General features: G+C 64.4%; 15 protein-coding genes. 9 read left to right on the top strand and 6 right to left on the bottom strand.

The features are described from left to right. Window positions 1–57: 57 nt before the first annotated feature. Together odhB and OOB33_RS20390 are read right to left on the bottom strand one after the other, a co-directional pair. Window positions 58–1320 (bottom strand): 2-oxoglutarate dehydrogenase complex dihydrolipoyllysine-residue succinyltransferase, encoded by a 1263-nt coding sequence (gene odhB / locus OOB33_RS20385; protein WP_102767449.1) that lies wholly within the window; start codon window positions 1318–1320, stop codon window positions 58–60. Window positions 1321–1442: 122 nt separating this feature from the next. Further along, entirely contained in the window at window positions 1443–4298 is a 2856-nt protein-coding gene (locus OOB33_RS20390; protein ID WP_102767450.1) for a 2-oxoglutarate dehydrogenase E1 component, read from the bottom strand. Between the two features lie 457 nt (window positions 4299–4755). Here OOB33_RS20390 and OOB33_RS20395 point away from each other — a divergent pair, with 457 nt between their 5' ends. From OOB33_RS20395 to OOB33_RS20405, 3 genes are all read left to right on the top strand, one after another. Then, the gene (locus OOB33_RS20395) at window positions 4756–5598 is read left to right on the top strand and encodes an isopenicillin N synthase family dioxygenase (RefSeq protein ID WP_102767451.1); all 843 of its coding nucleotides are present in this window, start codon (window positions 4756–4758) and stop codon (window positions 5596–5598) included. Window positions 5599–5624: 26 nt separating this feature from the next. Next, the gene (locus OOB33_RS20400; protein WP_102767452.1) at window positions 5625–6014 is read left to right on the top strand and encodes a hypothetical protein; all 390 of its coding nucleotides are present in this window, start codon (window positions 5625–5627) and stop codon (window positions 6012–6014) included. 161 nt (window positions 6015–6175) lie between these two features. Next, on the top strand, window positions 6176–7708 hold the full coding sequence (locus OOB33_RS20405) for an ABC transporter substrate-binding protein (RefSeq protein WP_102769546.1): 1533 nt from the start codon (window positions 6176–6178) through the stop codon (window positions 7706–7708). A 221-nt stretch (window positions 7709–7929) separates the two neighbouring features. On the opposite strand, the gene minE is transcribed toward OOB33_RS20405, so the two are convergent. The 3 genes from minE to minC all read right to left on the bottom strand — a co-directional run bounded on the left by minE (window position 7930) and on the right by minC (window position 9986). After that, complete coding sequence (minE, locus tag OOB33_RS20410) at window positions 7930–8187, bottom strand: cell division topological specificity factor MinE (protein ID WP_102769837.1); 258 nt, start codon at window positions 8185–8187, stop codon at window positions 7930–7932. Between the two features lie 13 nt (window positions 8188–8200). Further along, entirely contained in the window at window positions 8201–9016 is an 816-nt protein-coding gene (gene minD / locus OOB33_RS20415; protein WP_102769836.1) for a septum site-determining protein MinD, read from the bottom strand. Between the two features lie 106 nt (window positions 9017–9122). Continuing rightward, window positions 9123–9986, bottom strand: a complete 864-nt coding sequence (gene minC / locus OOB33_RS20420; RefSeq protein WP_271009954.1) for a septum site-determining protein MinC — start codon at window positions 9984–9986, stop codon at window positions 9123–9125. 675 nt (window positions 9987–10661) lie between these two features. On the opposite strand from minC, the gene OOB33_RS20425 reads away from it, so the two are divergent. The 6 genes from OOB33_RS20425 to OOB33_RS20450 all read left to right on the top strand — a co-directional run bounded on the left by OOB33_RS20425 (window position 10662) and on the right by OOB33_RS20450 (window position 16878). Next, window positions 10662–10853: a hypothetical protein gene (locus tag OOB33_RS20425; RefSeq protein ID WP_102770393.1), complete on the top strand. Its 192-nt coding sequence runs from the start codon at window positions 10662–10664 to the stop codon at window positions 10851–10853. Between the two features lie 195 nt (window positions 10854–11048). Continuing rightward, window positions 11049–13103: a methionine--tRNA ligase gene (gene metG, locus OOB33_RS20430; protein ID WP_271009955.1), complete on the top strand. Its 2055-nt coding sequence runs from the start codon at window positions 11049–11051 to the stop codon at window positions 13101–13103. Window positions 13104–13117: 14 nt separating this feature from the next. Beyond that, on the top strand, window positions 13118–13966 hold the full coding sequence (locus OOB33_RS20435) for a substrate-binding periplasmic protein (protein WP_271009956.1): 849 nt from the start codon (window positions 13118–13120) through the stop codon (window positions 13964–13966). Window positions 13967–14021: 55 nt separating this feature from the next. Then, the gene (locus OOB33_RS20440) at window positions 14022–15695 is read left to right on the top strand and encodes a SulP family inorganic anion transporter (protein WP_271009957.1); all 1674 of its coding nucleotides are present in this window, start codon (window positions 14022–14024) and stop codon (window positions 15693–15695) included. Between the two features lie 64 nt (window positions 15696–15759). Further along, window positions 15760–15963 (top strand): DUF3460 family protein, encoded by a 204-nt coding sequence (locus OOB33_RS20445; protein WP_102770392.1) that lies wholly within the window; start codon window positions 15760–15762, stop codon window positions 15961–15963. A 39-nt stretch (window positions 15964–16002) separates the two neighbouring features. Beyond that, a complete protein-coding gene (locus OOB33_RS20450; protein ID WP_271009958.1) occupies window positions 16003–16878 on the top strand; it encodes a segregation and condensation protein A in 876 nt (291 codons plus the stop codon). 46 nt (window positions 16879–16924) lie between these two features. On the opposite strand, the gene OOB33_RS20455 is transcribed toward OOB33_RS20450, so the two are convergent. Continuing rightward, the gene (locus OOB33_RS20455) at window positions 16925–17680 is read right to left on the bottom strand and encodes a response regulator (protein ID WP_102770391.1); all 756 of its coding nucleotides are present in this window, start codon (window positions 17678–17680) and stop codon (window positions 16925–16927) included. Window positions 17681–17801: the final 121 nt, after the last annotated feature.

Genomic DNA, 17801 nt, shown 5'->3' on the forward strand with positions numbered 1-17801 from the left:
CGTGAGGATGCGGAGGTCGGGACCCGCAACGACGGCCTGAGGTCGCGCAGTAGCCGTTTAGATATCAAACAACAAACGAGCTGGGTCTTCCAGGGCTTCCTTCATGGTGACCAAGCCCAGCACGGCTTCACGGCCGTCAATGATGCGGTGGTCATACGACATGGCCAGATAGTTGATCGGGCGCACCACCACTTGACCGTTCTCAACCACAGCGCGGTCCTTGGTCGCATGCACGCCCAGGATGGCCGATTGCGGCGGGTTGATGATGGGGGTCGACAGCATGGAGCCGAAGGTGCCGCCGTTGGAGATCGAGAAGGTACCGCCGGTCAGGTCGTCCAGCGAGATCTTGCCTTCCTTGGCCTTTTGGCCGAATTCGGCGATCTTCTTTTCGATGTCGGCAAAGCTCAGCTGGTCGGCATTGCGGATGATGGGCACGACCAGGCCGCGCGGCGAACCGACGGCGATGCCGATGTCGAAGTAGCCGTGGTAGACGATGTCATTGCCATCGACCGAGGCGTTCAGCACCGGGTACTTCTTCAGGGCGGCAACCGCGGCCTTGACGAAGAAGCTCATGAAGCCCAGCTTGACGCCGTGTTCCTTCTCGAACTTTTCCTGGAACTTCTTGCGCATCTCCATCACCGGGGCCATGTTCACTTCGTTGAACGTGGTCAGGATGGCGTTGGTGGCTTGCGATTGCAGCAGACGCTCGGCGACGCGGGCGCGCAGACGGGTCATGGGCACGCGCTGCTCGGGGCGATCGCCCAGATTCAGGGCGGCCGGGGCGGCCACGGCGGGCAGCGGCTTGGCCACAGCGGGCGCGGCGGCCACGGCCACCGGAGCGGCCACAGCGGCGGGCTTGGCGCCAGCGGCCAGGGCGTCGCCCTTGGTCACGCGGCCATCCTTGCCGGAACCGGCCACGTCGGTGGCCGACAGGCCCTTCTCGGCCAGGATCTTGGCGGCGGCCGGCATGGCCACATCACCCTTGGCGCCGCCGGTGGCGGCGGCCGGGGCTGCTGCTGCAGCCGGAGCAGCGGCGGCCACCACGGCCTTCACTTCCAGCGGGCTGGCTTGGGCCGTGCCTTCGGTGTCGATGCGGGCGATGACTTCTTCGCTGACCACGCTCTCACCGTCATTCTTGACGATCTGGGCCATCACACCGGCGCTGGGTGCGGGCACTTCGAGCACGACCTTGTCGGTCTCGATCTCCACCAGGATTTCATCGATGGCGACGGCTTGGCCGGGCTTTTTCTTCCAGGTCAGCAGCGTGCCTTCGGCAACGGATTCGGACAGCTGGGGGACTTTGACTTCAACGATTGCCATGATCTGTGTTCTTTCAACGTGTTCGCGGAGCTGAGGCGCCGTCTTGCGGCGGCTTCAACAACAACATCAACAAGGGCGGCAAAAAGCGGGCGCTGTCTTGGCAGACGCCCGCTTGGCCCTTCTTACTTGGTGAGGATGAAACCCTTGAGCTTGCCGAAGGCCTGATCCAGCAGCGACTTCTGTTGCTCCTGGTGCAGGTGGGCGTAACCGCAGGCCGGCGAGGCCGAGGCGGGACGACCCGCGTAGCCCAGCTTCTGGCCGTCCAGCATGTTCTCGTGCACATAGTGCTGGACGAAGAACCAGGCGCCCTGGTTTTGCGGCTCGTCCTGGCACCACACCAGCTCGGTCGCGCCGGGGTACTTTTTGATCTCGGCAGCAAACGCCTTGTGCGGGAAGGGATAGAGCTGCTCGACGCGGATGATGGCCACATCGCTGGCCTTCTTTTCCTCGCGCTTGCGGACCAGGTCGTAATAAACCTTGCCCGAGCAGACGATCACGCGCTTGACCTTGTCGGCGCTGATCGAGGCATCCTGCTCACCGATCACGGTGCGGAACTCACCCTTGGTGAACTCGGCCAGCGGCGAGGTGGCGTCCTTGGCGCGCAGCAGGCTCTTGGGCGTCATGATGACCAAGGGCTTGCGGAACATGCGCAGCATCTGGCGACGCAGCACGTGGAAGATCTGGCTGGCCGTGGTCGGCTGGACGATCTGCATATTGTTGTCAGCCGCCAGCTGCATGAAGCGCTCCAGGCGGGCCGAGCTGTGCTCGGGACCTTGGCCTTCGTAGCCGTGCGGCAGCATCATCACCAGGCCATTGGCACGGCCCCACTTCACTTCGCCGGAAGCGATGAACTGGTCGATCACCACCTGGGCACCGTTGGCGAAGTCGCCGAACTGGGCTTCCCAGATCGTCAGCGTGTTCGGCTCGGCCGCGGCGTAACCGTACTCAAAGCCCAGCACCGCTTCCTCGCTGAGGATGGAGTCGATGACCACGAAGGGCGCTTGACCTTCCGCCACATGCTGCAGCGGCACGTAAGCGCCTTCATCCCAGTTGCTGCGGTTCTGGTCATGAATGACGGCGTGGCGGTGGGTGAAGGTACCGCGGCCCGCGTCTTCGCCCGACAAACGGATCGGATAGCCGCTGGCCACCAGGGAAGCGAAAGCCATGCTCTCACCCATGCCCCAGTCCACATTGATCTCACCGCGACCCATGGCAGCGCGGTCTGCATACAGCTTCTGCACCAGGTTGTGCGCGACCAGATCCTTGGGCAGCGTCGTCAGCTTGTCGGCCAGGCGCTTCCACTCGGAGACGGGCAGCGCGGTGTCGCAGCTGTCGGTCCACTTCTTGCCCAGGAAAGGCGACCAGTCGGTGGCGTACTTGCTCTTGAAGTTGGTCAGCACCGGGTCCACGGTGTGGCGGCCTTCGTCCATGGCAGCGCGGTAGGCCTTGACCATCTCGTCGGCACCCGCAGCGTCGACCACATTCTGTGCAGCCAGCTTGTCGGCGTAGACCTTGCGGGTGCCGGGGTGGGCCGCGATCTTCTTGTACATCAGGGGCTGGGTCAGCGAGGGGGTGTCCTGCTCGTTGTGGCCCAGCTTGCGGTAGCAGACGATATCCAGCACCACGTCCTTGCGGAACTCGGCGCGGTAATCCATGGCCAGTTGCATGGCCCACACCACCGCTTCCGGATCGTCACCATTCACGTGCAACACCGGCGCCTCGATCATCTTGACGACGTCCGAGCAGTAGGTGGTGGAACGCAGGTCGCGCGGGTCGCTGGTGGTGAAACCGATCTGGTTGTTGATGACGATATGCACGGTGCCGCCGGTGCCGTAGCCGCGGGTCTGGGCCATGCACAGGGTTTCCTGCACCACGCCCTGGCCGCCGAAGGCCGCGTCGCCGTGCACCAGCACGGGCAGCACCTGGCTGCCGTCCTTGTCGCCGCGGCGCTCTTGGCGGGCGCGCACGCTGCCTTCGACCACCGGGTTGACGATTTCCAGGTGCGAGGGATTGAAGGACAGCGACAGGTGAACCGGGCCGCCCTTGGTGCTGACGTCCGAGCTGAAACCTTGGTGGTACTTGACGTCACCCGCCGGCAAGTCTTCAGCAGCCTTGTGCTCGAACTCGGCGAACAGGTCGGCCGGCATCTTGCCCAGGGTGTTGACCAGCACGTTCAGACGGCCGCGGTGGGCCATGCCGATCACGATCTCTTGCACGCCACGCTGGCCGGCGCGCTGGATCAGCTCGTCCATGGCGGCGATGAAGCTCTCGCCACCTTCCAGCGAGAAGCGCTTCTGGCCCACGTATTTGGTGTGCAGATAGCGCTCCAGGCCTTCGGCCGCGGTCAGGCGATCCAGGATGTGGCGCTTTTCTTCGGCGCTGAAGGTCGGCTTACCACGGGCCTTCTCCAGGCGCTCTTGCCACCAACGCTTCTCACCGGGGTCGGTGCAGTGCATGAACTCGGAGCCGACCGAGCTGCAATAGGTTTCACGCAGGGCCTGCACGATTTGACGCAGACTCATGGTCTCGCCACCAAAGTAGGTGTTGGAGGCCGAGAAGCTGATGTCCATATCGGACTCGGTCAGGTCGTAGAAGGCCGGATCGAGTTCGGGAATCTTGGGGCGCTCGGCGCGCTTGAGCGGGTCGAGTTCGGCCCAGCGATTGCCGAGGAAGCGGTAGGCGGCGATCAGGCTCTGCACATGCACTTGCTTGTGCGCCACAGCCAGATCGGCGCTGGAGGCCTTGGCGGCGAAGGCATTGGCCTTGGCGCGCTGAGCAAAGGATTCAATCACCGGCGCATGCGGGACATCGCGTCCTTCGCCGCCATCGGTGGCGGGCACATGCTGAAGTGCGTCAAAGTACGCACGCCAGTTGTCGGGCACGGAGCCCGGGTTGTCGAGGTAGGCCTCGTACATCTCTTCGACATAGGGCGCATTGCCCCCGAACAGGTATGAATTGGACCTGTATTGCTGCATCATCTTCGCTCACCTCTAGCCCCGGCTTCCAGGGATTTGGCTGGTTGATAAACCTTCCGCGACACGGCTCGACCGGTTGGCGGATTGCGACCCACCTTCGCTGTTGCCAGGAAAAGGGACGGGAAGGACCTGAAGTCTCAAGGGCGCGACTTTAACACCCTTGCCTTCCTTCCACCCCCGAATTACGCGGGAGTTACCGCAGCCGCCAGGCTCGCAGACCTTCGGCTGTATCGGCCGCCCCACGCTGAAGTTGAGGCTTTGTGCACGGAAATCGACGTCATGCTGCGCGGGGCTCTCCTGCCGCCTCGCTCGCCAGCCACCCGGCTGTTCTGGTCAAAACACGGCAACGCGTCACCGGCAAACGTTTGCGAATCGTTCTCGATTGGCGCTAGACTCAAGCCCGCGCGCCGCGGCCCCGCGATTGAATGGCACGGCGTCGGGACAAAGTTCAGGAGATCCCATGCAAGTTCGCGTCGTTGACTACCGGGCGGCCGATGCGGCCGAAGCCTTCACCCGTTCCCTGCACGAAACCGGTTTCGGTGTGCTGGTCAACCACCCCATCCAGCAGGCCCTGGTCGAAAAGATCTACGCCGACTGGCTGGCCTTCTTCAACACCGAAGAGAAGCACCAGTTCACTTTTTCCAAGGAAAAGCAGGACGGTTACTTCTCCACCGAAATCTCCGAGACGGCCAAAGGCGCCAGCCAGAAGGACATCAAGGAGTATTTCCACATCTACCCCTGGGGCCGCGTGCCGGCTTCGCTGAAGGCCGATGCGGACAGCTACTACGCCCAGGCCAACACCCTGGCACAGGAACTGCTGGGCTGGGTCGAGCGCTACACGCCGCCCGAGATTGCCCAGCACTACAGCCAACCGCTCTCGCAGATGATCCAGGACAGCCAGCAAACCCTGCTGCGCGTGCTGCGCTATCCGCCGCTGACCGGCCAAGAGCCGGCCGGCTCGCTCCGCGCCGCGGCCCATGGCGACATCAATCTGCTGACCATCCTGCCCGCAGCCAATGAGCCGGGCCTGCAGGTGCAGGACATGAACGGCCACTGGATCGATGTGCCCTGCGACTTCGGCATGCTGATCATCAACATCGGCGACATGCTGCAGGAAGCCTCGCGCGGCTACTACCCCTCGACCCAGCACCGTGTGGTCAACCCCACTGGCGAAGGCGCCAAGAAGAGCCGCATCTCCCTGCCTCTGTTCCTGCACCCGCGCAACGAGGTGGTGCTGAGCGAACGCTACACCGCCCACAGCTATCTGCAGGAACGTCTGCGCGAGCTCGGCGTCAAGACCTGAGGTCCGGCCGGCGCCACAATCGCGCCATGCCCGGCCCCGCCATCATCGAGATCCACCCCGAAGCGCCGCCCAAGCCGGCGCTGGGCCAGCCCTGCAACGGCTGCGGACTCTGCTGTCTGAGCGAGCCCTGCCCGGTCGGCATGCTGATCAGTCGACGTCGCTCCGGGCGCTGCGAGGCGCTGCGCTGGTGCGCTGAAACCCGGCGCTATGTCTGCGGCATGCTGAGCACCCCCTGGCACCATCTGGGCGCAGTTCGCCCTTGGGCGCGCGAGGCGGCGCGCCGCCGCAACCAACTGCTGGCCCGGCTCTGCCGGCGCTGGATCGCCGCCGGCATCGGCTGCGACGCCGATCTCGAGATCCAAGCCACCCCGCCATCCGGGCAAGCCACTACGAGCAAGCCCGAACAGCAGGGCTAGCATGCGCGCTGAAACCGCCCCGGCGCCATCCCGCGCGGGCCGCGATCGACACTCGACGGGAGTCCTCCTTGAAGCACGCACACAAGCCCCTGATTCAACGCAGCGCCACCGCGCTGTTCGGCAGTTCTGCTCTGACCCTGGCCCTGGCCTTCAGCGGCCTGATGAGCCCGCAGATCACAGCCCATGCCGCCCCTCTGCGCTGGGCGGCCCAGAATGACATCCAGACCCTGGATCCGCATTCGCAGAACCACTCGACCACCACCAACATCACCGGTTATGCCTACGAAGGCCTGACCCGCTACAACGAGAAGTTCCAGCCCGAGCCCTCGCTGGCCAGCAAATGGACGCAGATCAGCCCCACGCAAGTGCGCTTCGAGCTGCGCCGCGGCGTCAAATTCCATGACGGCACCCCCTTCACCGCCGACGATGTGGTGTTCTCTTTCGCCCGCATCCGTCAGCCGCAAGCCAATATGCAAATTTTTGTCAGCGGCATCAAGGAAGTGAAAAAGATCGACGAGCACACTGTCGACATGTTGCTCGACGGCCCCAACCCGGTGCTGCTGCGCAACCTGACCAATTTCCGCATCATGAGCAAGGCCTGGGCGGAGAAGAACAAATCGGTCAACCCGCAAGACTACAAGGCCAAGGAAGACACCTACGCCTCACGCAATGCCATGGGCACCGGCCCCTATCGCATCACCGCCTGGCAGCCCGATCAGCGCATCAGCATGGTGGCCAACAAGGACTGGTGGGACACCAACAAGGGCAATGTCACCGAAATCACCTATCTGCCGATCAAGAGCGATGCCACCCGCGTGGCCGCCCTGCTCTCGGGCGATGTGGATCTGCTGACCGACCTGCCCACGCAAGACGTAGCCAAGCTCAAGGCCGACCCCAAGCTCAAGGTGCTGGACGGCCCCGAGAACCGCACCATCTTCTTTGCCATGGACGAAGGCAGTGACGAGCTGCGCGGCTCCAGTGTCAAGGGCAAGAACCCCTTCAAGGACCGCCGCGTGCGCGAGGCCCTGAACCTGGCCATCGACCGTGAAGCGATCCGCCGCAGCCTGATGCGCGGCCTCTCGGTGCCGGCAGCCATCATGGTGGCGCCCGGCGTCAACGGCCATACACCCGATATCGACCAACCACTCAAGGCCGATGTGGAGAAAGCGAAAAAGCTGCTCGCCGAAGCCGGCTACGCCGACGGCTTCGAAGTACCGCTGAATTGCCCGAATGATCGCTACGTCAACGACGAAGAAATCTGCCAGGCCGCGGTGGCCATGTGGGCCAAGATCGGCATCAAGGCCAAGCTCAGCGCTCAGCCGATGTCGCAACACTCGGTGCTGCTGCAAAAGCTGGAATCGCCCTTCTACCTCTACGGCTGGGGTGTACCCACCTTCGACGGCCAGTACACCCTGCAGGACATCGTCCACACCAAGACATCCGGCATCGATGGCAAAGGCAATTACTCACGGGTCAGCGACGCCAAGATCGACCAACTGGTCACGGCCATGAAGACCGAGAACGACGTCGCCAAGCGCAACGGCCTGATCCGCGAAGCCCTTCTGCGCGTGCGCGATGAACACCTCTTCATCCCCATCCACCATCAGGTCCGCCCCTGGGCCATGCGCAGCAATGTGGACACCGTCCACCGCGCGGACGACAAACCTGAGGCGCGCTTCACCACGCTGAAGTGATCGAACCTCGAGACCGACACGAAGACAAGGGTCACCTACGCGGATGACCTTTTTTCCACCGGAGACACCCGAAGCCTCCGCCAAGCAAGCAAAGCTCGAAACGGTAGCGCTCAGCAAAGACCTCACATTGAAGGCAAATCGGCTTCGAGCAGCCTCTCGAAACTTAGCGCCAGGCAAACAAAAGAGGTCGCTTGCGCGACCTTCATGACAAACCCCGGATCTCAGCGGCCTTCAGGCAGCTCGATCTTAAGTTCCAGCACGTCCATATCGCCGTGATGCTGAACATCGACGTTGATGTCCTTCATGTCGATGTCGATGTATTTGGAGATCACGGCCAGCAGTTCGTTCTTGAGCTGGGGCAGGTAGTCTGCGCTGGGCTTGCGGCCGTTGCGTTCGTGGGCCAGGATCAGCTGCAGACGCTCCTTGGCGACGCTGGCGGTGCTTTTCTTTTCACCCAGAAAGTACTTGAGGAAACTCATCCGGTCCTCCCGCTTACTTGCCGCCGAACAGGCGTTTGAACAGGCTGGGCTTGACGGCTTCGATGAAGCGCATCGGCTTGTCTTCACCGAGGAAGCGGCTGATCACGTCCTTGTAGGCCTCCGACACATCGGTGCCTTGCATGTGGATGGCCGGTGAGCCCTGGTTGGAGGCTTGCAGCACCACTTCCGATTCCGGGATCACGCCGATCAGCGGCGTGCGCAGGATCTCGTGGATGTCTTCCAGCGACAGCATGTGGCCGCCCTCGACCCGGTTCGGGTTGTAACGGGTAATCAGCAGGTGTTCCTTGATGGGGTCTTTGCCTTCGATGGCGCGCTTGGTCTTGCTGTTGAGCATGCCCAGGATGCGGTCCGAGTCACGCACCGACGAGACTTCGGGGTTGGTCACCACCAAGGCTTCGTCGGCGAAGTGCATGGCCATCAGCGCACCGGTTTCGATGCCGGCCGGCGAGTCGCAGACGATGTACTCGAAGTCCATGGCCTTGAGTTCCTCCAGCACGCGCTCCACGCCTTCGTAGGTCAGCGCATCCTTGTCGCGGGTTTGCGAGGCGGCCAGGATGTAGAGCTTGTCCAGCTGCTTGTCCTTGATCAGCGCCTGGCTGAGCTTGATCTCGTCGTTGATGACGTTGATCAGGTCGTAGACCACGCGGCGCTCGCAGCCCATGATCAGGTCGAGGTTGCGCAGGCCGACGTCGAAGTCGATCACGCAGGTCTTGTGGCCGCGCAAGGCCAGGCCGGTTGCAAAACTGGCGCTGGTGGTGGTCTTGCCCACGCCACCCTTGCCCGAGGTCACCACGACGATCTTGGTCATCGAATCAGATCCTTTCAAAACTACAACTGAGAAGGACGGCACACAGGCCGGCCAGGGTTTTTGACTTGTTTGCGATGGCGCGGGATGTTCACGCAGCCATCATGACTCAAAGCTTGAGCGCCTCCATCACCAACTTCTCGCCCTCCAGCCGGATCTGCGCCGGCTTGCCCTGCACCGTGTCGGGCAGCGGGTTTTCGGTCGTGCGGTAGATGCCTGCAATCGAAATCAGTTCGGCCTCCATGCTGGCGGCAAAGATGCGCGCCTCGGTGTTGCCGCGCGCGCCGGCAATGGCCTTGCCGCGCAGCGGGGCGTAGACATGGATGTGGCCATCGGCGATCACCTCGGCGCCATGGTTGACCAGGGCCAAGACCACCAGGTCACCGCCCTTGGCGTAGATGCGCTGGCCGGAGCGCAGCGGCTTGTCGATCACCAGAGTGGGCACGCTCTCGGCCGGCACCGGCACTTCGCGGACCACCTCACGCACGACTTCGCGAATCACTTCCTGCACCACCGGCACCGCATCAACAGCGCGCCCACGCGGTGCGGCCTGCGCTTCAGGTTCCGGCGCTTCGGCCAGGCCCAGGGCCAGGGCCTGCTCCAGCTCGGCCGGCGTGGCGCCGTACACCGCCACCGGCGACATGCGATGGCCGCGCAGCATCGGCAGCAGCGCGGCCAGGTCCACCTCGGCGCGGCCTGGTACAACGCTGTCCAGGCTCAGCTGGGCCGGGGCTACTACGGCGGCCGTTGCGGCAGCGGGCGAGGGCTCCTGAGGCAGCTGGCTCAGGTCAATCAGCAGCGGTTCGTTGCTGAACACACCGGGCGTGGCGCCCACGCGAACCTGCAACTCGCGGCTCAACTCGGCCAGGTCCGTGGTCTTGAGGACCAGCGAGAGCAGACTCAAGCTCGCGCTCTTCAACTCAAAACCCTCAGCGCCCTTGGACGCTGCCCTCCCCTGTTGTGCCTGAGTCATCTTCTGCCTTGATGCCGCTACCGTGCAAAGTGCGCGATTTTAGCCATGCGTCAAGCGGCCGCCCCTCCGCATCGCCCCCGATAGGCCCCCATGTGCCTCGCGAATCGTGGCTTTCGCCGCCGGCAATTGCTGCAAAAACAGGCAGACCAGCAAAGTTCTCGGCCCATCAAGCACTTAGCGCCGCTGCCCGCGAAGCACCCACAAACTTGTCCACAGCAGATGTGCAAAACCGAGCGTTTTTCGTCACGGCGCTGTCACTGAATTTCGCGACGGCGGCCATTCAGCTCTTGACTTATCCCCATTTCTTGATCCACCGCAATCTGTGGCAGCGATCACCTTCGCCCTGGCGGAGAAGTCGATCACTCAAGGCTAAGTTGTTGATTCATATAGAAAGGCGCGCACTGCTGCGAAAAGAGGCAGATTAAGCCAGAGGGCCTCGCCACAAGGGTTTGGCGCTGACTCACCCCCCTTTTCCACAAAGTTATCCACAGTGAAAGTGGATAGTCTTTTTAGGCCATACGAATCATGGACTTAGGGGCGATGTTTCATGTCAGACCGAGCTTTTCACGCTAACTGAGACCGCCTTGGACCGCTCGCGGCGCGCCGGGTGCGGCGTGCAGCGGTTACATTGAAGGGACTATCTGCGCCCCGCAGATGCCTTGCAGGAGCATGTCCTTGGCCACACCGAACTACTCATACGAAAAACGCCAACGCGAATTGGCCAAGAAACGCAAAACCGAAGAAAAGCGTCAGCGCAAGCTGAACAAGCCGGAAGGCCAGAGCGACGAGCCCTCGGCCGAAGGCGACGCCGCAGCGGATGCCGGCGACACGGGCGCCACCCCGCCCACCCCAAACAACGCCGGCTGATCACCCGCCCGCGCAAGCTGCGGGGCCGCAAGCCGGCCCTGTTGCCAAAGCACATCGGATCGCCCCTATAGCCGCGGCGTGGGCGCTGCCCGACGCCCCGGCGAACGCCCCTCGTCAGCCCCGTCGAAGTGCCGTGCAGCCCTGGCCCTAAAATGCGCGCCTGCCCGGCACCGCCGCCAGGCCTGCAAAGACACCATGACACGCAAGCTCTTCGTCACCACCGCCCTGCCCTACGCCAACGCCAATTTCCACATTGGCCACATCATGGAATACACCCAGGCTGACGTCTGGGTGCGTTACCAGCGCATGCAGGGCCAGCAGGTGCATTTCGTCTGCGCCGACGACGCCCACGGCGCGCCCATCATGATTGCCGCCGAGAAGGCCGGCATCACGCCGCAGCAGTTCGTGGCCAATATCGCCGCCGGTCGCAAGGCCTATCTGGACGGCTTCCACATCGCCTTCGACAACTGGCACTCGACCGACGGGCCGGAGAACCACGAGCTGTCCAAGGAGGTCTACAAGGCCTTGCGTCGCAACGAGCTGATCGAGGTGAAGACCATCGAGCAGTTCTTCGACCCCGAGAAGTCCATGTTCCTGCCGGACCGCTTCATCAAGGGCGAATGCCCCAAGTGCGGCGCCAAGGATCAGTACGGCGACAGCTGCGAATCCTGCGGCGCCGTCTACACCCCCACCGAGCTGAAGAACCCCTTCTCGGTGCTGACCGGCGCCACGCCGGTGATGAAGAGCTCGGAGCACTACTTCTTCAAGCTCAGCGACCCGCGTTGCGTGGAGTTCCTCGAGCAGTGGACGCAAACCCCGGGCCGTTTGCAGTCCGAGGTGCTGAACAAGATCAAGGAGTGGTTCACCAAGGATGAAGAGGGCAAGGGCGGCCTGGGCGACTGGGACATCAGCCGCGATGCGCCTTACTTCGGCATCGAGATCCCCGACGCGCCGGGCAAGTACTTCTACGTCTGGCTGGACGCGCCCATCGGCTACCTCGCCTCGCTGAAGAACTACTTCGGCAAGAAGGGGTGGGATTTCGACGCCTTCATGGCCGACGAATCGGTCGAGCAGGTGCATTTCATCGGCAAGGACATCACCTACTTCCACACCCTGTTCTGGCCGGCCATGCTGCATTTCAGCGGCCGCAAGACGCCCAACCATGTCTTCGTGCACGGCTTCCTGACCGTCAACAACGGCGAGAAGATGAGCAAGAGCCGTGGCACCGGCCTGGACCCGCTCAAGTACCTCAACCTCGGCATGAACGCCGAATGGCTGCGCTACTACATCTCGGCCAAGCTGAACTCGCGCGTCGAGGACATCGACTTCAACCCCGATGACTTCGTGGCCCGCGTCAACAGCGATCTGGTCGGCAAGTACGTCAACATCGCCTCGCGCGCCGCCGGCTTCCTGGCCAAGCGCTTTGACGGCCGCCTCTCGGCCGATCTGGGCGTGGAGGGCCGCGCCCTGCTGGACGGCCTGCGCGCCCACAGCGCCACCATCGCCCAGCTGTACGAAGAACGCGAGTTCGGCAAGGCCTTGCGCGAGACCATGATGCTGGCCGACCGCGTCAACGAATTCGTGGACCAGAACAAGCCCTGGGAGCTGGCCAAGCAGGAAGGCCAGGACGCCGTGCTGCACGATGTCTGCAGCGTCTGCATCGAGGCCTTCCGCCTGCTGACCATCTACCTCAAGCCCGTGCTGCCGGCCCTGGCGGCCAAGGTCGAGAGCTTCCTGAAGATCGAGCCGCTGCAGTTCGCTGACGCCCAGCGCGCCCTCGGCGCCCACCAAATCGGCGCCTACGAACACTTGATGCAGCGCGTCGACCCCAAGCTGCTGGAAGCCTTGTTCGAAGCCCCCGCACCGGCCGTGGCCGCCAAGCCCCTGCCGGGCGGCGAGGAGCTGGCGCCCGAGATCAAGATCGACGATTTCACCAAGGTCGATCTGCGCATCGCCAAGATCGTCAAGGCCGAGCATGTGGACGGTTCGGACAAGCTCCTGCGCCTGAGCCTGGACGTGGGCGAAGGTCGCCTGCGCAATGTCTTCAGCGGCATCAAGAGCGCCTACAAGCCCGAAGACCTGGAAGGCAAGCTGACCGTGATGGTGGCCAATCTGGCGCCGCGAAAGATGAAGTTCGGCATCAGCGAGGGCATGGTGCTGGCCGCCAGCCACGCCGACGAGAAGGCCAATCCCGGTATCTTCGTGCTCGAGCCCTTCCCCGGCGCCCAGCCGGGCATGCGGGTGCGCTGAGGCCCACCCGGCCCATGCTGCGCAGCCGGCCGGTGGCGAGCCGCCGCCAGACCGTCCTGGGTCTGCTGCTGGGCGCCGTGGCGGGTGGTGCGGCATCTGCAGCGGCCCTCGTCGGCCGCGAGGCCCGGGCTGGCGCGGCGCGCCAGCCCCTGCTGATCAGCTACAACGACGACTACGCGCCCTACTCCTTCGTCGATCCGCAGCTGCATCCTCAACGGGTGCAAGGCATCCTGCCCGATCTGCTGCAGGCCCTGCTGAAGGATCTGGACAGCGTCCGGCTGGAAGCCTTGGGCCTGCCCTGGCGGCGCGCCCAAGCCATGGTCAAGCTGGGCCAGGCCGATGGCCTGTGCACCTTTGCCTCGGACGAACGCCGGCAGTACGCGCTCTTCAACGAGCTGCCCCTGGTGGAGCTGCGCCCCCATCTGTTCTTCAGTGCCCGCCATCCGCAGCGGGCGCAGCTGGAGCGCCTGCGCTCGCGCGAGGACCTCAAGGCCTTCCATCTGGTCGATCAAAAAGGCAATCAATGGGCCGAGCAGGTGCTGGCCGATTTCCCGCATGTCGAATGGACCATGGGCCACGACGCCGTCTTCCGCATGGTCTTGGCCGCACGCGGTGACGTCCATGTCTCGCTGAGCCCGCTGGTCACGCAGTGGCGGCTCAAGAAGCTGGCCATCCAGGCGCAGGTGATGTCCATTCCGGCGCCCTATCTGGCCGCCAACGTGCCCTTTCACCTCGGGCTGCGCCAGGACTTTCCCGGCGCGCGCCAGATCCTGGCCCATCTGGACCGCCGCCTTGCCCAGGCCGGCAGCGCTGCCCTGATCGAAAGCATCGTGCGGCCATACCACAGCGCCACCAGCAGCTGAGTTTTCTCAAAACCGCGAGCCGCAAGAGGCGCAGAATCGGTGCAAGACCTCGATCATGCCGCCGCTCCTCCACCGCTTCCGCCCCCGCTCGCTGAGCCTGCTGCAGGGCTACAGCCGCCAGCGCTTCATCGCCGACCTCGGCGCGGGCTTCACCGTCGGCATCGTCGCCCTGCCCCTGGCCATCGCCTTTGCCATCGCCTCGGGCGTCAAGCCCGAGCAAGGCCTGTTCACCGCCATCATTGCCGGCTTCCTGATCTCGGCCCTGGGCGGCTCCAGCGTGCAGATCGGCGGGCCGGCTGGCGCCTTCATCGTCGTGATCTACGGCATCGTGCAACGCTACGGCCTGGGCAATCTGCTGGTCGCCACCATGCTGGCCGGCTGCTTGCTGATCGCGCTCGGCGCCCTGCGGCTGGGCGCCTGGGTGCGCTACATCCCGGTCAGCATCGTCATCGGCTTCACCAACGGCATTGCCGTGCTGATCGGCCTGTCCCAGCTGAAGGACTTCCTGGGCCTGCCCATCGCCCACATGCCGGCCGACTTCTTCAGCCAGCTGAGGCTGATCGCCCTGCATATCGGCGACATCCACTGGGCCGCGCCCTTGCTGGGCGGCGCCTGTGTGGCCGTGGTCAGCCTCTGGCCCAAGACCTATGCCATGGACCGCGAGAGCCACAGCACCCGCGCACGGCTGCAGCGCTGGATGTCGCAGCTGCCCGGCACCGTGATCGCCTTGGTCGGCGCCACCGCGCTGTGCTACGGCTTGCAGCTGCCGCTGGAAACCATCGGCAGCCGCTTCGGTGGCATTCCTCAGACCTTGCCCAGCTTCGCCTGGCCCGAGGTCAGCTGGACCGGCGCCAAGCAGCTGCTCATCCCCACCCTGACCCTGGCGCTGCTCGGTGCCATCGAATCCCTGCTCTGCGCCCGCGTGGCCGACAAGCTCAGCGACCAGCCCCGCCACGACCCCAACCAGGAGCTGATGGCCCAGGGCATTGCCAACCTCGTGACGCCCTGGTTCGGCGGCATTCCGGCCACCGGCACCATCGCCCGCACCGTCACCAATGTGCGCGCCGGCGCCAGCAGCCCGGTGGCCGGCATGGTGCATGCGCTGGTGCTGCTGATCATCGTGCTGGTGGCCGCGCCGCTGGCCGCCCACATCCCGCTGGCAGCCCTGGCCGGCATCCTGCTGGTGGTGGCCTGGAATATGGGCGAATGGCATGAGTTCGCCCGCCTGCGTCATTTCAGCCTGCCTTACCGCACCGTGCTGCTGGGCACTTTTGTAATGACCGTGGTGTTCGATCTGATGGTGGCGGTGGAGGCTGGCCTGGTGCTGGCCTGCCTGTTCTTCATCTACCGCATGAGCACCTTGTTCCAGGTGCAGGAGCTGCCCCAGACCGGCCTGCCGCCCGGCACCCTGGCGCTCAAGCTCTACGGCTCGCTGTTCTTCGGCGCGATCGGCAAGGTCGAGGGCCTGGCCGAACGGCTGCAGCCCGATCAGCGCCTGCTGGTGCTGGACATGCACCAGCTGATCTCCATGGACACCTCGGGCCTGGACGCCCTGCTGCAGCTGCAGCGCGGCCTGCAACGCCAGGGTCAGGCCTTGCTGCTGTGCGGGCTGAACGAGCAGCCGGCCAGCCTGGTCCGACGCGGCGGCCTGGCCGAAGCCCTGGGTCCGGACGGCATTCATGCCGATTTCGAGCAATGGCGGGTCAGCGCCCGCACGGCCAGCCTGTAAAATCGCCGCCTTGCAGCCGGATTTCTGCCGACCGCCCACCTTGTTTGCGAAGCACTGCCACACCATGCCTCTGTTCTGGAAAGCCTACAAGTCCGACGCCAGCACCTTCATCGACGAGCTCAAGGCCAAGAAGCCGACGCTGGAAGCCGAGCAGCGCGCCGGCCGTGCCCTACTTTGGGACAAGGCGGTGGACCGCAGCGCCCAGGCCGACTACCGCGCCGCACGCGTCGAGCAACAGCCCTACGTCTACCAGACGCAAGCCAAGTAAGCGGCGCTCGGCGCCCAGCCGGACTGGTTCTGAGTTGCCATGAGCAGCAGCAACAACAGCGGCGAGCAGGCCGCAGGCCCTGAGCTGCCGCCGCCCCCGGCCGAAGAGCTGCCGGGGCTGCCCGAGACCGTGGACAGCGTGGCCGTGGCCCGCCTGTATGGCGAGCCGCTGTTCCAGATGCCGCTGGACCTCTACATCCCGCCGGATGCGCTGGAGGTCTTCCTCGAAGCCTTTCAAGGCCCGCTGGACCTGCTGCTCTACCTGATCCGGCGCCAGAACTTCAACATCCTCGACATCCCGCTGGCCGATGTCACGCGCCAGTACCTGAGCTACGTCGACCAGCTGCGCAAGCACAACCTCGAGCTCGCCAGCGAGTACCTGCTGATGGCGGCCATGCTGATCGAGATCAAGTCGCGCATGCTGCTGCCGCCCAAAAAGACCGAGGACGGCGCCGAACCGGAAGACCCGCGTGCCGAGCTGGTGCGCCGCCTGCTCGAGTACGAACAGATCAAGCTGGCCGCGGCTCGCCTGGACGCCCTGCCCGTGCTGGGCCGCGATTTCCTGCGCGCCCAGGTCTACATCGAGCAATCGCTGCAGCCGCGCTTCCCCGACGTGGAGGCCAACGATTTGCGCGAGGCCTGGCTGGACATCCTGCGCCGTGCCAAGCTCAACCAGCACCACAAGATCACGCGGGAGCAGCTCTCGGTGCGCGAGCACATGAGCATCCTGCTGCGGCGCCTGCAGGGTCAGCGCTTTGTCGAGTTCGAGCAGCTCTTCGATGTCTCACGCGGCCAGTCGGTGCTGGTGGTGACCTTCATCGCCATGCTGGAACTGGCGCGCGAGCGCCTGCTGGAAATCACCCAGGCCGAGGCCTTTGCGCCGATCTACGTGCGCCTGGCCTACACGCCCAGCTGAGCGGCAAGCGCCATCACGGCGCCCCGGCCCAGAAGCGGTCCGGTGCTCAGGGTTGCGCCACGCGCCAGGTCGAGAAATGCGCGTCGGGTTGACGCTGCACCATCTGCCCCACGGCCAGCACCGCCTGCGTGCGCGAACCCACGCCGAGGGCCTTGAGCACGGCGGCGACATGGTCCTTGATGGTCTCGACCGACACGCCCAGTTCGCGAGCGATGATCTTGTTCGGCTTGCCTTGCAGCAGCAGGGCCAGCACATCGGTCTGGCGCGGTGTCAGCGCAAGACCTTCCAGGCCGGTGGTGACCTGATAGTTGGAGTTCATGGCCTGCTGCTGAATCTGCTGCAGCTTGTTCTGCTGCGCGCTGATCGCCCCGGAGGCCGGAGCCGTCTCGAATTCAGCACCGCCTTCGTTGCCCAGGCCCATGGGTGGCACATAAATGCCACCGGACATCACCAGCTTGAGCGCCTGGGAGAGCAGCTCGGTCTCGGCCCGCTTGGGCACAAAACCCATGGCACCCTGGTCGATGGCACGGATCACATCGCTGGCCCGGTCCGAGGCCGAGATGATGACCACGGGCAGGGCCGGGTAGGCGGCACGGAACTCATCCAGCACATCAAAACCACTGGCATCGCCAAGCTGCAGATCCAGGAGCACGAGGTTGAAATCCTGGTGCGTCTGCAAGGCCTGACGGGCGGAGGCCGCACTGTCGGCGCCCACCACCTGCACATGCTCGCCCATGCCTTCGATGACGGTCTTCAAAGCCGCCAGGATCAGCGGGTGATCATCGATCAGCAAAACCTTCATGCCCATCCTTCGGCGCCACGTGTGCAGAGTTTCATGTCGGACCGCATGATAGAGCCCCGGCGTGGTGCATCGCACTCACCCCGATGGGTGATACCCACGCTGCCGTGTTAGGCCTGCGCAC

The organism is Paucibacter sp. B51 (assembly GCF_027863535.1).
Taxonomy (GTDB): Bacteria; Pseudomonadota; Gammaproteobacteria; order Burkholderiales; family Burkholderiaceae_C; genus Paucibacter_A; species Paucibacter_A aquatilis.

Excerpts from the sequence above, each read along its gene's own strand:
- odhB (WP_102767449.1), bottom strand. The coding sequence starts at position 1,320 with ATGGCAATCGTTGAAGTCAAAGTCCCCCAGCTGTCCGAATCCGTTGCC.
- OOB33_RS20390 (WP_102767450.1), bottom strand. The coding sequence starts at position 4,298 with ATGATGCAGCAATACAGGTCCAATTCATACCTGTTCGGGGGCAATGCG.
- OOB33_RS20395 (WP_102767451.1), top strand. The coding sequence starts at position 4,756 with ATGCAAGTTCGCGTCGTTGACTACCGGGCGGCCGATGCGGCCGAAGCC.
- OOB33_RS20400 (WP_102767452.1), top strand. The coding sequence starts at position 5,625 with ATGCCCGGCCCCGCCATCATCGAGATCCACCCCGAAGCGCCGCCCAAG.
- OOB33_RS20405 (WP_102769546.1), top strand. The coding sequence starts at position 6,176 with ATGAGCCCGCAGATCACAGCCCATGCCGCCCCTCTGCGCTGGGCGGCC.
- minE (WP_102769837.1), bottom strand. The coding sequence starts at position 8,187 with ATGAGTTTCCTCAAGTACTTTCTGGGTGAAAAGAAAAGCACCGCCAGC.
- minD (WP_102769836.1), bottom strand. The coding sequence starts at position 9,016 with ATGACCAAGATCGTCGTGGTGACCTCGGGCAAGGGTGGCGTGGGCAAG.
- minC (WP_271009954.1), bottom strand. The coding sequence starts at position 9,986 with ATGACTCAGGCACAACAGGGGAGGGCAGCGTCCAAGGGCGCTGAGGGT.
- metG (WP_271009955.1), top strand. The coding sequence starts at position 11,049 with ATGACACGCAAGCTCTTCGTCACCACCGCCCTGCCCTACGCCAACGCC.
- OOB33_RS20435 (WP_271009956.1), top strand. The coding sequence starts at position 13,118 with ATGCTGCGCAGCCGGCCGGTGGCGAGCCGCCGCCAGACCGTCCTGGGT.
- OOB33_RS20440 (WP_271009957.1), top strand. The coding sequence starts at position 14,022 with ATGCCGCCGCTCCTCCACCGCTTCCGCCCCCGCTCGCTGAGCCTGCTG.
- OOB33_RS20445 (WP_102770392.1), top strand. The coding sequence starts at position 15,760 with ATGCCTCTGTTCTGGAAAGCCTACAAGTCCGACGCCAGCACCTTCATC.
- OOB33_RS20450 (WP_271009958.1), top strand. The coding sequence starts at position 16,003 with ATGAGCAGCAGCAACAACAGCGGCGAGCAGGCCGCAGGCCCTGAGCTG.
- OOB33_RS20455 (WP_102770391.1), bottom strand. The coding sequence starts at position 17,680 with ATGAAGGTTTTGCTGATCGATGATCACCCGCTGATCCTGGCGGCTTTG.